A 15,645-nucleotide genomic window follows, 5' to 3' on the forward strand; every position below is an offset into this window, starting at 1 on the left:
TCGAATTTCGCCTTGCCCATGACGCTTCTCCCTACTTCTTCTTAATGATTTCTTCAGCCAGGCTGGCCGGTACGCGTTCGTAATGGTCGAACTGCATGGTGAAGGTCGCGCGGCCTTGCGTCTTGGAGCGCAGATCCGTGGCGTACCCGAACATGCTGGACAGGGGCACCATGGAGTTCACCACCTGGGCGCCTCCCTGAGCCTCCATGCCGGAGATGCGGCCGCGGCGTCCGTTAAGGTCTCCCATGACGTCGCCGAGGTATTCCTCGGGGGTCACGACCTCGACGCCCATGATGGGTTCGAGGATCACGGGCGCGGCCTTGCGGATGGCTTCTTTCACGGCCATGGAGCCCGCGATGTAGAAGGCCTGCTCCGAGGAATCCACCTCGTGGTAAGAGCCGAAGAACAGCTCAACCTTTATGTCCACCGTGGGGTAGCCAGCGAGCACGCCGGACTTCAACGCATCCTGGATGCCTTTGTCCACGGCCGGGACGTATTCCTTGGGGATCACGCCGCCCTTGATGGCGTCCACGAACTCGTAGCCCTTCTCGGGGTTGGGCTCGATGCGGATGCACACGTGGCCGTATTGGCCGCGGCCGCCAGTCTGCTTGGCGTACTTGTGATCGACCTCGGATTTCTGCGTGATGGTCTCGCGGTAGGCGACGCGAGGCGCGCCCACGTTGGCGTTCACGTTGAACTCGCGCAGCAGGCGATCGACGATGATCTCAAGATGCAGTTCGCCCATGCCCGCGATGAGGGTTTGCCCGGTCTCTTCGTCACCCTTGACGCGGAAGGAAGGATCCTCCTTGACCAGCTTGGCCAGGGCATCGGAGAGATGGTCGCGGTCAGCCTTGGACTTGGGCTCGATGGCGACTTCGATGACCGCCTCGGGAATGCTCATGGATTCGAGCTTGAGCACGCGCTTGGGGTCGCACAGGGTATCGCCTGTAGCCGTGGTCTTCAGGCCGACGGCCGCAACGATGTCGCCCGCGCCCGCCCACTTGATCTCCTCACGCTTGTTGGCGTGCATCTTCAGGAGACGACCGATGCGCTCCTTCTTGCCGTTCGTGGCGTTGACCACGGTCATGCCGGACTCGATGAAGCCCGAATAGATGCGCACGAAGGTCAGGTGGCCGACAAAGGGATCGGTCATGAGCTTGAAGGCCAGTCCAGCCAGAGGCAGTTCGTCCTTGCAGTCGCAGGGAACCTCGCCTTCGCCGCCATCGACGAGCACGCCCTTGATGGCGGGCACTTCGATCGGGTTGGGCAGATAGTCCACCACGGCGTCGAGCAGGGGCTGCACGCCCTTGTTCTTGAAGGCGGAGCCGCACAGCACGGGGGTGATCTTCAGATTGGCGGTGGCCAGCTTCACGGCCCGGCGGATCTCCTCGGCGGACAATTCCTCTCCGCCCAGGTACTTCTCCATCAACTCCTCGTCTTCCTCGACCACGGAATCGACCATCTGCAATCGAAGCTCGTTGTACTTGTCCACGAGATCGGCCGGGATGTCCTCATAGACATACTTGGCGCCCATGGCTTGGTCGTCGAAGATGATGGCCTTGCCCTCGATAAGATCGACCACGCCACGGAACTCGTCCTCGCGACCAATGGGAATCTGCATGGGCACGGGCTTGGCGCCCAGGCGGTCGCGAATGGTGCCCACGGCCCGGAAGAAATCCGCGCCGATGCGATCCATCTTGTTGATGAAGGCGATGCGGGGCACGCGGTACCGGTCGGCCTGGCGCCACACGGTCTCGGACTGCGGCTGCACGCCAGCGACCGCATCGAAGAGGGCCACCGCGCCGTCGAGGACTCGCAGGGAACGTTCGACTTCCATGGTGAAGTCCACGTGGCCCGGCGTGTCGATGATGTTGATGCGGTGGTCGCGCCAGAAGCAGGTGGTGGCGGCGGAAGTGATGGTGATGCCGCGCTCCTGCTCCTGCACCATCCAGTCCATGGTCGCCTCGCCATCGTGCACTTCGCCGATCTTGTGCGAGACGCCGGTGTAGAACAGGATGCGCTCAGTCGTGGTCGTCTTGCCGGCATCAATGTGGGCCATGATGCCGATGTTGCGCTGCATGGGAATGGGTACTTTGCGTGCCACGTTCAGCCTCCCCTACCAGCGATAGTGCGCGAAAGCCTTGTTGGCTTCGGCCATGCGGTGGGTGTCTTCCTTCTTCTTCACGGCGCCGCCACGATTGTTGTAGGCGTCGAGAAGCTCGCCGGACAGGCGGGAGACCATGCCTTTCTCGCCGCGCGAGCGGGCGTAGCCGATGAGCCAGCGGATGGCCAGGGTCAACTGGCGCTCATGGCGCACTTCGACGGGCACCTGATAGGTGGCGCCGCCCACACGGCGGGACTTGACCTCGACGAAGGGCTTGACGTTGTCCACGGCCTTCTCGAAGGCCTTCAGCGGATCGTCGCCCGTCTTCTCGCCGAGGATATCCAGGCAGGAGTAGAAAATTTTCTCGGCCACGGCCTTCTTGCCGTCCTTCATCATGCGATTGACGAAGCGCATGGCCAGAATGCTCTTGTACTTCGGATCAGGAAGGATTTCCCTCTTGGGAACCGGACCTTTGCGGGGCATGGAGTCTCTCCCTTACTTCGGACGCTTGGCGCCGTACTTGGAACGGCCCTGGCGGCGGTCATTGACGCCGGCGGTATCCAGGGCGCCGCGGATGATGTGGTAGCGCACGCCAGGCAAGTCCTTGACGCGGCCGCCGCGGATCATGACCACGGAGTGTTCCTGGAGGTTGTGGCCCTCGCCGGGGATGTAGGCGGTGACCTCGATGCCGTTGGTCAGGCGCACGCGAGCAACCTTACGCAGCGCCGAGTTGGGCTTTTTGGGCGTGGTCGTGTAGACGCGGGTGCACACACCGCGGCGCTGCGGGCAGGCCTGCAGGGCGGGCGTCTTCTTCCGCTTGACGACCTCGGCCCGGGCCTTGCGGATCAACTGGTTAATCGTGGGCATAGATTCCCTTCCTCAAAAGCGTTTCAGGCGCAAAGACCGCAGGACATAGTCCAGCGACGAACCCCTGTCAAGAGCTTTTCACAACGTAATCGGCAAGGCGGTCTCACATAGGCGCGCCAAAAAAGCACACCCGGCCACATCCCCAGCATGGGACGCGACGGACCGTCGCCGGAACCGACGGACACCATCCCTGACGGCAGGGTGTCCGGTATGGGGCACGACCCACAAGGGCCGCGGAAGATGCGCCACGTCGGCCGGTCAGCATTCCGTCCTGGCGGCGCGCTTCCCCGCTGATGCAGGCAGGGAGCGGTGGTTCAACTCAAATGCACGCGAAGATTCCCGCGAACGGGAGAAACGCTCTGTACTCCAACTCCCGCGTGATGGCAAGCGGAAAATATGATTTTTGACTCTCGTTTAAGGTCCATATTCCCGTCCGACTGTTGCGGGCAAACCAACGTCAAAGGCCCGCCCCGCATATGCGGGGCGGGCCTTTGACGACCTTTTGGGCTTGCTCCGCTATTCGCGCCCAGCGTACAGCGGCTCTTCCTCGATGTCTTCAAGGAACTTGTCGGGACGTTCGGGCTGCTCGGGCACGACGATCTCGCTGTTCATGTAGCGACGGTAGCCGGTACCAGCCGGGATCAAACGGCCGACGATGACGTTCTCCTTGAGACCGCGCAGGGGGTCGGATTTGCCGGACAGCGCCGCCTCGGTCAACACCTTGGTGGTCTCCTGGAAGGAGGCCGCGGAAATGAACGAGTCGGTGGTCAGCGAAGCCTGGGTGATGCCCAGGACCAGAGGCTCGGCCACGGCGGGCGTGAGCCCCTCGGCCAGGCACTTCTGGTTCTCTTCCATGAAGCGCTGCTTGTCCACCTGCTCGCCCACCAGGAACGAGGTGCCGCCCGGGTCGAGGATGCTGACCTTCTTGAGCATCTGACGCACGATGATCTCGATGTGCTTGTCGTTGATGCCCACGCCCTGGAAGCGATAAACGTCCTGGACCTCCTCGACGAGGTAGCGGGCCAGGAACTTCTCGCCCTTGATCTTCAGGATGTCGTGCAGTTCGGGGTAACCTTCGGTGAGCAGTTCGCCCGCCTCCACGAAGTCTCCCTCGGACACGGTGACGTGCCTGCCCTTGGGAATGAGGTATTCCTTGGGCTCGCCCACCTCGGGAGTGACGATGATCTTGCGCTTGCCCTTGGTCTCGGGACCGAAGCCGATGGTGCCGTCGATCTCGGAGACCACGGCCAGTTCCTTGGGCTTCCGGACCTCGAAGAGCTCGGCCACACGCGGCAGACCGCCGACGATGTCCTTGGTCTTGGAGGTTTCGCGGGGCTTTCGGGCGATTATGTCGCCCGCGCGCACCGGCTCACCGTCGCGAACCATGATGATCGCGCCCACGGGAAGCTGGAAGGCGGCTTTGGTCTCGGAGTTGGGGCGCTTGAGCACCCTGCCCTTGGCGTCCACCACGGAGATGGTGGGCTTGAGGTTGGTCGAGCGGTACTCGATGATGGTCTGTGTGGAGCGGCGGGTGATTTCGTCCACTTTCTCTTGGTAGGTCTTGCCCTCGATGATGTCGGTGAAGCGCAGCGTGCCTTCCACGTCCGTGACGAAGGGCTCGTTGAAGGGGTCCCACTCGGCGACCAGATCGCCCTTCTTCACGGCTTGGCCGTGCTTGACATAGAGCTTTGCGCCCGAGGGAAGGATGTACTTCTCCCGCTCGCGGCCCTGCTCGTCCACGATGCCGATCTGGCCCGACTTGTTGAGGACCATGTCGAAGCCCTCGGAGTTGGTCACGGTCTTCACGCGGTGCAGGACAACCTGACCGACGTGGCTCGACTGGATAGAGCTGCGCTCGATCTCGCGCGAGGCCGTGCCGCCGATGTGGAAGGTGCGCATGGTCAGCTGCGTGCCGGGTTCGCCGATGGACTGCGCGGCGATGATGCCCACGGTTTCGCCGACGTTGACCAGGCGGCCGCGCGCCAGGTCGCGGCCGTAGCAGGAGGCGCAGACGCCGTGCTCGGACTGGCAGGTGAGCACCGAACGGATGATGATCGAGGAGATGCCGTGATCGTCGAGAACGTCGGCGACCTTCTCGTCGATCATGGTGTTCTCGGGAATGATGACCTTGCCGGTCTCCTCGTCGAAGACCGGGAACATGGTCACCCGGCCGAGCACGCGCTCGGAGAGTTTCTGCTCGATGTTGCCGGACTTGACCAGATGCGTGACCTCGAGGCCATCGACGGTGCCGCAGTCGATCTCGGAGACGATGACGTCCTGGACGACATCGACGAGGCGGCGAGTCAGGTAGCCCGAGTTGGCGGTCTTGAGCGCCGTGTCGGCCAGACCCTTGCGTGCGCCGTGCGTGGAGATGAAGTACTGCAACACCGAGAGGCCCTCGCGGAAGGACGAGGTGATGGGCGTCTCGATGATCTCGCCCGAGGGCTTGGCCATCAGGCCGCGCATGCCCGCGAGCTGGCGCATCTGGTCCTGGTTGCCTCGCGCGCCGGAGTTGACCATCATGAAGATGGGGTTGAAGCTGACGTCCTTGCTCTTCTCACCCGTCTTGGGATCGGTCACGATGTCCGTGGAGATGCGGCTGAACATGGCCTTGGCCACGTCCTGGGTGCATTTGGTCCAGACGTCCACGACCTTGTTGTACTTCTCGGTGCGGGTGATGATGCCTTCCTGGTACTGGCGCTGGATGTCCTCCACCTCGTCGGCCGAGGCCGTGAGCATGGTGGCCTTCTCAGGCGGAATTTCCAGGTCCTTGATGCCGACGGTGACGCCTGCGCGGGTGGAGTATTCGTAGCCCAGATCCTTCAGCTTGTCGCAGAGGATGACCGTGGCCTTGGTTCCGGCGCGGCGGTAGGCCTCGGAAACCAGCTTGGCAATGGTCTTCTTGTTGAGCAGGGTGTTGACCAGCTCGAAGGGCATCTCCTTGGGCAGAAGCTCGGCCACGATGACGCGGCCGGGCGTAGTCTGGACGAGCGTACCGTCGATGCGCACCTTAATCTTGGCGTGCAGGGAGACCACGCCCGCGTCGATGGCCGCGATGACCTCCCAGGGACCGGAGAAGATCTTGCCCTCGCCCTTGGCGAAGGCCCGCTCCACGGTGAGGTAGTACAGCCCGAGCACGATGTCCTGAGAGGGCACGATGATCGGCTGGCCGTTGGAAGGCGAGAGGATGTTGTTGGTGCTCATCATCAGCACCCGGCACTCGATCTGCGCCTCCACGGAGAGAGGCACGTGCACGGCCATCTGGTCGCCATCGAAGTCGGCGTTGTAGGCCGCGCAGACCAGCGGGTGCAGGCGGATGGCCTTGCCCTCGACGAGCAGCGGCTCGAAGGACTGGATGCCCAGACGGTGCAGGGTGGGCGCGCGGTTGAGCATGATCGGGTACTCGCGCACGACCTCTTCCAGGATGTCCCAGACCACCAGTTCCTCGCGCTCGACCATCTTCTTGGCGCTCTTGATGGTCGTGGCGATCTCGCGCCGCTCGAGCTCGGAGTAGATGAAGGGCTTGAAGAGTTCGAGAGCCATTTTCTTGGGCAGGCCGCACTGGTGCAGCTTCAGGTTCGGGCCGACCACGATGACCGAGCGGCCCGAGTAGTCGACGCGCTTGCCCAGGAGGTTCTGACGGAACCGGCCCTGCTTGCCCTTGATCATGTCGGAGAGCGACTTGAGCGGCCGGCCGTTGGTGCCGGTGATGGCCCGGCCGCGGCGGCCGTTGTCGAACAGGGCGTCGACGGCCTCCTGCAGCATGCGCTTTTCGTTGCGGATGATGATCTCGGGCGCGCCGAGTTCGAGCAGCCGCTTCAGGCGGTTGTTGCGGTTGATGACCCTGCGGTAGAGGTCGTTCAGGTCCGAGGTGGCGAAGCGGCCGCCGTCCAGCGGAACCAGGGGGCGCAGTTCGGGCGGAATGACCGGGATGACCTCCATGATCATCCACTCCGGACGGTTGCCCGACTCCAGGAAGGCCTCCACGATCTTCAGGCGCTTGGTGAGCTTCTTCTTCTTGGTCTGCGACTTGGTGCTCTGCGACTCCTCGCGCAGCTCGGCGCGCAGGGCCTCCAGGTTCAGCTCCTCGAGAAGCTCGCGGGCGGCCTCGGCGCCCATGCTCACGCGCAGGGCGTCCTCGCCGTAGGCGTCGATGATCTGCAGGTACTGATCCTCGGAGATGACCTGGCACTTCTTGAGGTTCGTCTCCTTGGGGTCCATGACGATGTAGGAGTCGAAGTAGAGCACCTTTTCGAGGTCGGCCATGGTCATGTCGAGCAGCGTGCCGATCTTGGAAGGCAGGGTCTTCAGGAACCAGATGTGGGCCACGGGCGCGGCCAGCTCAATGTGGCCCATGCGCTCGCGGCGCACCTTGGAGGCGATGACCTCGACGCCGCACTTCTCGCAGACGATGCCGCGATGCTTCATGCGCTTGTACTTGCCGCAGTTGCACTCGTAGTCCTTCACCGGCCCGAAGATCTTGGCGCAGAACAGGCCGTCGCGCTCGGGCTTGAAGGTCCGGTAGTTGATGGTCTCCGGCTTCTTGACCTCGCCGAAGGACCACTCGCGGATCTTCTCGGGTGAGGCAATGGATATCTGGATGGCCTTCACTCCGCGCGCCATGACGTTTTGCGTGGCGCTTTGGCGGAAGCTGAAGAGATCGTCCAAGGTCATATGGCTGCCCTCTCGTCGCTAAGGGTTTGGTATATGTTCTCGCGGCCCGATGGGTTCCGCGTTTATTCCTGTTCGTCGCGCACGGTCTCGGGGCTTTCCTGTTGGAAGTGCGTGCGCCGCTCTCCCCGCTCCCGTCCGCCCTCGCGCTGGGTTTTCTTCTGCTCTTCGGGTACCAGGTTCACGTCCAGGCCCAGACTCATGAGTTCCTTCACGAGCACGTTAAAGGACTCGGGCAGACCGGCTTCCAGGAAGTTATCGCCCTTGACGATCTTTTCGTACATCTTCACGCGGCCGCCGACGTCGTCGGACTTGACCGTGAGGAACTCCTGAAGCAAGTGCGAAGCGCCGTAGGCTTCAAGCGCCCAGACTTCCATCTCGCCCAGGCGCTGGCCGCCGAACTGGGCCTTGCCGCCCAGCGGCTGCTGGGTGACGAGGCTGTAGGGGCCGGTGGACCGGGCGTGAATCTTTTCGTCGACCAAGTGATGGAGCTTCAGCATGTACATCACGCCGGTGGTCACACGGCTGTGGAAGGAGTCGCCGGTGCGGCCATCGTAGAGCACGGTCTTGCCGTCGTCCGGCAGCCCCGCGCGCCTGAGCCAGGCCCAGATCTCCTCCTCGCTTGCGCCGTCAAAGACCGGAGTCTTGCAGACGATGCCACGGCCCTTGAGCTTCTTCACGATCTCGCGCAGTTCGTCGTCACTCATGGCGTCGACCACGGCGCTGATCTCCGGAGAGGCGTAGATGTCCTTGACGTCGGCCCTGAGCGCGTCCATGTGCGCACCGTTCTCGAGCATGGCGGCGAGTTGCTGGCCCAGCTCGCGAGCGGCCCAGCCCAGGTGGGTCTCCATGATCTGCCCGATGTTCATGCGCGAGGGCACGCCAAGGGGGTTCAGCACGATGTCCACGGGCGTGCCGTCGGCGAAGTAGGGCATGTCTTCGATGGGCAGGATGTTCGAAACGACGCCCTTGTTGCCGTGACGACCGGCCATCTTGTCGCCCACCGCCAGCTTGCGCTTCACGGCGATATAGCACTTGACCATCTTGATGACGCCCGGGGGCAGGTCGTCGCCTTCCGTGGCCTTGGCGCGCTTCTTCTCATAGACGTTTTTGATGAACCGGACCTGACGGTCGTAGTCTTCGAGGATCAGGCGCACTTCCTCGTTGGCTTCCTTGGAGGCGAAGAGTCCGGCCAACTTCTTGACCGGCACGGCGTCGAGAATCTCGCGCGTCAGGGGAGCGTTGGCCTCGGCCACGACCTCGCCCTTTTTCTGCCCCATGAGGGTCTGCCCGATGCGCTTGCCCGCACTCGAAGCCCAAATGCGCTCACGCGTGGCCATGACCAGCGCGCCCAGGTGCTGGGCTTCCTTGGCGTCGAGACGTGCGAGCTCGTAATCCTCGATCTCCTTGGTCCGCTCGTCGCGGTCGCCGCTTCTGCGGTTGAAGACTTTGATGTCGATAACCGTGCCCTCGATTCCCGGCGGGACCTTGAGCGAGGTGTTCTTCACATCGCGTGCCTTGTCGCCAAAGATGGCGCGCAACAATTTCTCCTCGGGCGTGAGCTGCGTCTCGCCCTTGGGAGTAATCTTGCCCACCAGGATATCGTCGGCCTTGACCTTGGCGCCGATGCGGATGATGCCCGAATCGTCGAGGTTGCGCAGCATTTCCTCGCCGACGTTGGGAATGTCGCGGGTGATCTCTTCGGGTCCGAGCTTGGTGTCGCGGGCGACCAGTTCGAATTCCTCGATGTGCACCGAGGTGAAGGTGTCTTCCTTAACCACGCGCTCGGAGATGAGGATCGAGTCCTCGAAGTTGTAGCCGCACCAGGGCATGAAGGCCACGACAAGGTTCTTGCCCAGGGCAAGCTCACCGTCCTCGATGCCGGGGCCGTCGGCCAGCACGTCGCCCTTCTTGACCACTTGGCCGAGTTGGACGCGGGGCTTTTGGCCGAAACAAGAATTCTGGTTCGACTTGTGGTGCTTCTGCAACTCGTAGTTCACTGTGCCGCCGGTCTCGGGCGACACGCCTTCCGCGTAGTTGACGATGATCCGGTCGGCGTCCACGTAGGCCACCACACCGTCGTCCTTGGCCAGGATGCAGGCGCCGCTGTCCTTGGCCACGCTGCCTTCCATGCCGGTGCCCACGATGGGCATCTCGGAGCGCAGGAGCGGTACGGCCTGGCGCTGCATGTTGGAGCCCATGAGCGCGCGGTTGGCGTCGTCGTGTTCAAGGAATGGAATGAGCGCCGCCGAGATGGAGACTATCTGCGCCGGGGCGATGTCCTTCAGGGTGATCTCTTCAGCCGGGACCATCTGCACGTCGCCGTGCAGGCGCGCGGTGACCGTGGGGTTCACGAAGCGGCCCTGCTCGTCCACGGGCGCGTTGGCCTGGGCGATGATCTCGCCCGACTCGCGCGAGGCGTCGAGGTAATGCACCTCGTCGGTGACCTGGCCGCCCTTGACCACGCGGTAAGGGGTCTCGATGAAGCCGAACTCGTTGACCCGCGCGTAGGTGGTCAGCGAGACGATGAGGCCGATGTTCGGACCTTCGGGCGTCTCGATGGGGCAGATGCGGCCGTAGTGCGAGGTGTGCACGTCGCGCACCTCGAAGCCCGCGCGCTCGCGGGTCAGGCCGCCGGGCCCAAGTGCCGAGAGGCGGCGCTTGTGGGTCACCTCGGAGAGCGGGTTGGTCTGGTCCATGAACTGCGAGAGCTGCGAGGTTCCGAAAAACTCCTTGAGCACTGCGGCCACGGGCTTGGGGTTGATCAGGTCGTGGGGCATAAGCGTGGCCACTTCCTGCAGGCTCATGCGCTCCTTGATGGCGCGCTCCATGCGCACCAGGCCGATGCGGTACTGGTTCTCCACCAGCTCGCCCACGGGGCGCACGCGGCGGTTGCCCAGGTGGTCGATGTCGTCGGCCGGACCGTGGGAGTCCTTGAGCTTGTTCAGGAGCTTGATGGCCTCGAGGATGTCGTCGTTGCCGAGCACGCGCTTGTCCGAGGGGTGGTTCAGCCCCAGACGGGTGTTCAGCTTGTAGCGGCCCACGGGCGACAGGTCGTAGTAGTCGGGGTTCCTGAACAGGTTCTCGAAGAAGTTGGCCGCGATCTCGGGGGTCGGCGGAGAGGACGGACGCAGACGACGGTAGATCTCGATCTGGGCCGTCTCGAGGTCCGTGGTCTTGTCGAGCATCAAGGTGTCGCGCATGGAAGACGAAACGTCCGCGCCCTTGGTGTGGAGCACCGAAAGCTCGGCGATCTTGGCCATGCGTAGGTTCTCGAGCAGCGCCTCGTGGATCTCGTCGCCGGCCGTGGCCATGACCTCGCCGGTCTTGGAATCGACCACGTCGCGGGCGACGAACATGCCGAAGAGGCTCGCGGGATCGACCTCGTATTCGGTCACGCCGTGCTCGCCCATCAGCCTCCAGGCGCGCTTGGTCAACGGGCGGCCCACCTTGGCGATCTCGGTGCCGTCGGCAGCGACGATGTCGGTGTAGGCGTTCTCCTTGCGGTAGAAATCCTTGTCGAAGGCGCGGAAGACCTTGTCCTTCTCCAGGCGATAGGTCTCGGTCTGGTAGAAGTAGTCGAGGATATCCTGGCTGGACATTCCCATGGCCTTGAAGAGGATCGTGGCAGGCATCTTACGGCGGCGGTCGATGCGCACGTAGAGGATGTCCTTGTGATCGTAGTCGAAGTCGAGCCACGAGCCGCGCATGGGAATGATGCGGCAGGAGTACAGCACCTTGCGGCTCGAGTGGGTCTTGCCCGAATCGTGCTCGAAGATGATGCCGGGCGAGCGCTGCAACTGGTTGACGATGACACGCTCGGTGCCGTTGATGATGAACGTGCCCTTCTCGGTCATGAGCGGCACGGTTCCGAAATAGATGTCCTGTTCCTTGATGTCGCGGATGGTGCGGTTGCCCGACTCCTCATCGACGTCGAAGACCACGAGGCGGACCTTGATGCGGATGGGCGCCTCGAAGGTCAACCCCTTGGCCATGCATTCGGGGACGTCGTACTTGGGCTCGCCGATCTCGTAGCTTACGTACTCGAGGCTGGCGGTCCGGTTGAAGTCCTCGATGGGGAAGACCGAGCGGAACACGCCCTCCAGCCCCTTGTCCTCTCGACTGGTCGGAGGCACGTCCGCCTGCAGGAAGTCCAGATACGAGTCGATCTGGAGGTTCAGCAGGTGGGGGATGGTCAGGGAGTTGCTGATCTTGCCGAAAGTCTTGATGAGTTGGCCCATGGTGTCCTCGTCAAGGATTTGTGGTGCGCGCCGCATCGCGCCGCGCCTGGAGCGACGCGTGATGCGGGCATGCCCGGCGGGATGGCCGGACGGTAATCGCAAAGGGGCAAAGGCCCCGGTGCAGTGTCGTCACTTCGCGCTTACGACTCGCGGCGTCCGCAGGGGCAGGCGTGAAAACCCTTGCGGGACGCTGTTTTCGGTACTCCCAGGGGGGAGTCCCAAAAGGGAACGGGCGAAAGAGCGCAAAACCCCCTGGGGAGTTCCGCGCCCTTTGCGCCACAAGGGAATGCGGCCGAGCCGCTACTTAACTTCGACTTCAGCGCCGGCTTCTTCAAGCTGCTTCTTGGCCTCGTCGGCTTCCTGCTTGGACACGGCTTCCTTGATGGTCTGGGGGGCACCATCGACCTTGTCCTTGGCTTCCTTCAGCCCCAGGCCGGTCAGGGCCCGAACGGCCTTGATCACGGCGATCTTGTTGGCGCCGGCGCCCTTGAGGACGACGTCGAACTCGGTCTTCTCGTCTTCGGCGGGAGCGGCGGCGGCAGCGGCGGGCATGGCGGCCACGGCCATCGGGGCGGCCGCGGAAACGCCGAACTTGTCCTCGAGCTCTTTGATCAGCTCGGACAGCTCCAGCACGGTCATGCCGGCGATAAACTCAACAACTTGTTCCTTGGTGACGGACATGGGATTCTCCTTTCCTGTTTCGCAAAAATTCCGGATTTAGGCTGCGGATTCGGCCTTTTGGTCCCGAAGGGCCGTAAGGACGTTGAGCAGCCCGCGGGGGACGGCGGCCAGCACGCACACGAAGTTCCGCGGCACGGCGCCCATGGTGCCGAGCAGCATGGCGAGCAGTTCCGTCTTTCCGGGCAGCTTGGCCAGATCCTTCACCTGCTCTTCCGTCAGGTACTTCCCCTCCAGGCTGGCGCCCTTGAGCTGCAGCTTGGTCTTGGGGTTGTCCCGGAGGAAGTCGGCGATGACCTTGGCGGCGGCGACCGGATCGTCGTAGCCGAAGGCGATGGCGTTGTTTTCCTTCAGCTTGTCGCCGAGAACCTTGTGAGCGCAGTCGGCCAGGGCCAGGCGCGCAAGCGTGTTCTTGACAACGTGATAGTTCACGTTGGCCGAACGCAGCTTGACGCGAAGCTCCGTCATCTGCTCCACCGTCATGCCCTTGAAGTCGGTCACGACGGCGATGCTCGCGGGACTGGCGACGCCCCTGAGCTCTTCGATGACCTTCGCCTTTTCTGTCCTGTTCACGACATACTCCTCACACGATTTTCCGGCCAGGAGAGGAGCCAAAACGTGAACCTCGGCGGGAAATTAAGGGGAAACCCCACCCGCTGTCTTGGGCTCACAATCCCATGCCGTATTATGAACCCCCGGGCGGAAGCGGAACAACCCGTCCGCCCGGGAGGAACATGTACTTCTAGGCTACCCTTCCGCGAACTTGCGCACGGAAAGGGGATCGACCTTGAAACCGGGCCCCATGGTGGTGCTCACGGCGCAGGCCTTGAGATACGTGCCCTTGGCGCCCGAAGGCTTGAGGCGGATCACGGTGTCCACCACGGCCTTGAGGTTCTGCAGGATCTTCTCAGGGCCGAAGGAGACCTTGCCAAGGGGGGCGTGCAGCACGCCGGCCTTGTCTACCTTGAACTCCACCTTGCCCGCCTTGACTTCGTTTACGGCCGTGGCCACGTCGAAGGTCACGGTGCCGGTCTTGGCGTTGGGCATGAGCCCACGGGGACCGAGCACGCGGCCGATCTTGCCCACCTGGGCCATCATGTCGGGCGTGGCGATGGCCTTGTCGAAGTCCATGAAGCCGCCTTGGATCTTTTCGACCAGATCCTCGGCACCGACGATGTCGGCCCCGGCGGCCTTGGCCTCGGCCTGCTTCTCGCCCTTACAGAAGACGGCCACGCGGACGGTCTTGCCCAACCCGTTGGGCAGGGTGCACGCGCCGCGCACCATCTGGTCGGAATACTTGGGATCGACGCCCAGGTTGATGGCGACGTCCACGTTCTCGTCGAACTTGGCGAAAGCCTTTTCGATGGCGAGTTTCACGGCCTCCTCGATAGGATACTTGGAGGCGAGATCGACGCTTTCGACGGCGTTCCTGAATTTCTTTCCGTGCTTCGGCATGATGACGACCCCTACTTCACTTCAATGCCCATGCTGCGGGCAGTGCCGACGATATTGCTGACCGCGGCTTCAAGGGTGTTGGCGGAAAGGTCGGGCATCTTCAGCTTGGCGATTTCCTCGACCTGGGCCATGGTCACGGAGCCGACCTTGTTACGGTTGGGCTCGCCCGACCCCTTCTCCAGACCGGCCGCCTTGACGAGCAGCGTGCTCGCGGGCGGAGTCTTGGTGATGAAGGTGAAGGAACGGTCGGCGTAGACCGTGATGATCACCGGAATGATCATCCCCTTTTGCTCTTGGGTCTTGGCGTTGAACGCCTTGCAGAATTCCATGATATTCACGCCGTGCTGGCCCAGGGCGGGGCCGACGGGCGGCGAGGGGTTGGCGGCGCCAGCCGGAATCTGCAGCTTGATTTTGCCGGTAACTTTCTTGGCCATGATTGCTATCCCTTACGCGATCTCGCGAATGTTGAATCCCGCAAAAATACGGCTAGCCCTTGCTGACCTGGACGAAATCCAATTCGACCGGCGTCTGGCGGCCGAAAATGGATACCGCGACACGGAGCTTGCCCTTGTCGTAGTTGACTTCCTCGACCACTCCGTTGAAGCCGCTGAACGGGCCGTCAATGACCCGGACCTCGTCTCCCCGCTCAAAGTGGAACTTGGGCCTGGGCTGCTCCTGACGCTGCTCCATCATGTCCAGAATCTTCTGGGCCTCGGAGTCGCGCATCGGCGTGGGCCTGTTTTTGCCACCCACGAAGCCGGTGACGCGCGGAATCTCCTGCACCAGATGCCAGGAGTAGTCGGTCAGCACCATCTTGACCATCACGTAGCCGGGATAGAACTTCCTCGTGGAGGTCTTCTTCTCGCCCTTGACCAACTCGATGACGCGCTCGGTGGGCATCACGACCTCTTCGATGAGGCCGCGCGCCTGTCCGGTGCGGATCATCTCCTTGATGGTCTGCTCCACGCGCTGCTCAAAGCCCGAATAGGTGTGGACGATGTACCAGCGCGCCTTGGGCGCTTGCGCTTCTTGAGTGTCCGACATGTCCCCGCCTACGCCAGGATGGCCTGTACGATCTTGGAAAGACCAAGATCAACCAGACCCAAAAAAATGGCCATGACCACGGTCAGGACGAGCACGGCGATGGTCGTGGCGGTGATCTCCTTGCGACCGGGCCAGACGACCTTCTTCAGCTCGCCCTTGCTCTGCTCGAAAAACTCGCCGAGTTCCCTGGCCTTATCGCCCAGGGACGCCTTCTCCGCGGTTTCCGTCCTGACTTTCTGCGCCTTGTCTTTGGCCATTTCTCGAGCCTCGAAATGTCTGGCAGGCCAGGAGGGATTCGAACCCCCAACCCCTGGATTTGGAGTCCAGTGCTCTACCGTTAGAGCTACTGGCCTGCACGTGCCCGGTTTCCCGGGATGAGTGGCCGCGCCCAAAAAAGGGCGCGGCCGGGTCACTACTTGGATTCCTTGTGCACCGTGTGCTTCTTGTCCCAGGGGCAGTACTTCTTCAGCTCGATACGCCCCGTGGTATTCTTCTTATTCTTCATCGTCGAATAGTTACGACGCTTGCACTCGGTGCACTGGAGCTGAATGATGACTCGCATGGCCTACTCCACGATCTCGGAGA

12 protein-coding genes and 1 tRNA gene are annotated in these 15,645 nt (G+C 62.8%); all 13 read right to left on the bottom strand.

The annotated features are described in order from the left end of the window. Positions 1-31 precede the first annotated feature (31 nt). On the bottom strand, positions 32-2,104 hold the full coding sequence (gene fusA, locus DSAT_RS05430; protein ID WP_020886591.1) for an elongation factor G: 2,073 nt from the start codon (positions 2,102-2,104) through the stop codon (positions 32-34). Positions 2,105-2,116: 12 nt separating this feature from the next. After that, the gene (rpsG, locus tag DSAT_RS05435) at positions 2,117-2,587 is read right to left on the bottom strand and encodes a 30S ribosomal protein S7 (protein WP_020886592.1); all 471 of its coding nucleotides are present in this window, start codon (positions 2,585-2,587) and stop codon (positions 2,117-2,119) included. Between the two features lie 12 nt (positions 2,588-2,599). Next, the gene (gene rpsL, locus DSAT_RS05440; protein ID WP_020886593.1) at positions 2,600-2,971 is read right to left on the bottom strand and encodes a 30S ribosomal protein S12; all 372 of its coding nucleotides are present in this window, start codon (positions 2,969-2,971) and stop codon (positions 2,600-2,602) included. 516 nt (positions 2,972-3,487) lie between these two features. Beyond that, positions 3,488-7,645 (bottom strand): DNA-directed RNA polymerase subunit beta', encoded by a 4,158-nt coding sequence (gene rpoC / locus DSAT_RS05445; protein WP_020886594.1) that lies wholly within the window; start codon positions 7,643-7,645, stop codon positions 3,488-3,490. Positions 7,646-7,707: 62 nt separating this feature from the next. Then, complete coding sequence (rpoB, locus tag DSAT_RS05450) at positions 7,708-11,883, bottom strand: DNA-directed RNA polymerase subunit beta (RefSeq protein WP_020886595.1); 4,176 nt, start codon at positions 11,881-11,883, stop codon at positions 7,708-7,710. 300 nt (positions 11,884-12,183) lie between these two features. Further along, complete coding sequence (rplL, locus tag DSAT_RS05455) at positions 12,184-12,564, bottom strand: 50S ribosomal protein L7/L12 (RefSeq protein WP_020886596.1); 381 nt, start codon at positions 12,562-12,564, stop codon at positions 12,184-12,186. A gap of 36 nt (positions 12,565-12,600) precedes the next feature. Beyond that, positions 12,601-13,134, bottom strand: a complete 534-nt coding sequence (gene rplJ, locus DSAT_RS05460; RefSeq protein ID WP_020886597.1) for a 50S ribosomal protein L10 — start codon at positions 13,132-13,134, stop codon at positions 12,601-12,603. Positions 13,135-13,308: 174 nt separating this feature from the next. Continuing rightward, positions 13,309-14,016: a 50S ribosomal protein L1 gene (gene rplA / locus DSAT_RS05465; RefSeq protein WP_020886598.1), complete on the bottom strand. Its 708-nt coding sequence runs from the start codon at positions 14,014-14,016 to the stop codon at positions 13,309-13,311. 11 nt (positions 14,017-14,027) lie between these two features. Then, positions 14,028-14,450, bottom strand: a complete 423-nt coding sequence (gene rplK, locus DSAT_RS05470; protein WP_020886599.1) for a 50S ribosomal protein L11 — start codon at positions 14,448-14,450, stop codon at positions 14,028-14,030. A 52-nt stretch (positions 14,451-14,502) separates the two neighbouring features. Beyond that, on the bottom strand, positions 14,503-15,060 hold the full coding sequence (nusG, locus tag DSAT_RS05475; RefSeq protein WP_020886600.1) for a transcription termination/antitermination protein NusG: 558 nt from the start codon (positions 15,058-15,060) through the stop codon (positions 14,503-14,505). 8 nt (positions 15,061-15,068) lie between these two features. Then, positions 15,069-15,317 carry a preprotein translocase subunit SecE gene (gene secE, locus DSAT_RS05480; protein WP_020886601.1) on the bottom strand — a complete coding sequence of 83 codons (249 nt, stop codon included), beginning with the start codon at positions 15,315-15,317 and terminating at the stop codon, positions 15,069-15,071. A 20-nt stretch (positions 15,318-15,337) separates the two neighbouring features. Continuing rightward, positions 15,338-15,413 (bottom strand) — tRNA-Trp (locus DSAT_RS05485). A gap of 59 nt (positions 15,414-15,472) precedes the next feature. Next, positions 15,473-15,622 (bottom strand): 50S ribosomal protein L33, encoded by a 150-nt coding sequence (gene rpmG / locus DSAT_RS05490; RefSeq protein WP_020886602.1) that lies wholly within the window; start codon positions 15,620-15,622, stop codon positions 15,473-15,475. Positions 15,623-15,645: the final 23 nt, after the last annotated feature.

The sequence above is a fragment of the Alkalidesulfovibrio alkalitolerans DSM 16529 genome (assembly GCF_000422245.1).
In the GTDB taxonomy this organism is placed as follows: domain Bacteria; phylum Desulfobacterota; class Desulfovibrionia; order Desulfovibrionales; family Desulfovibrionaceae; genus Alkalidesulfovibrio; species Alkalidesulfovibrio alkalitolerans.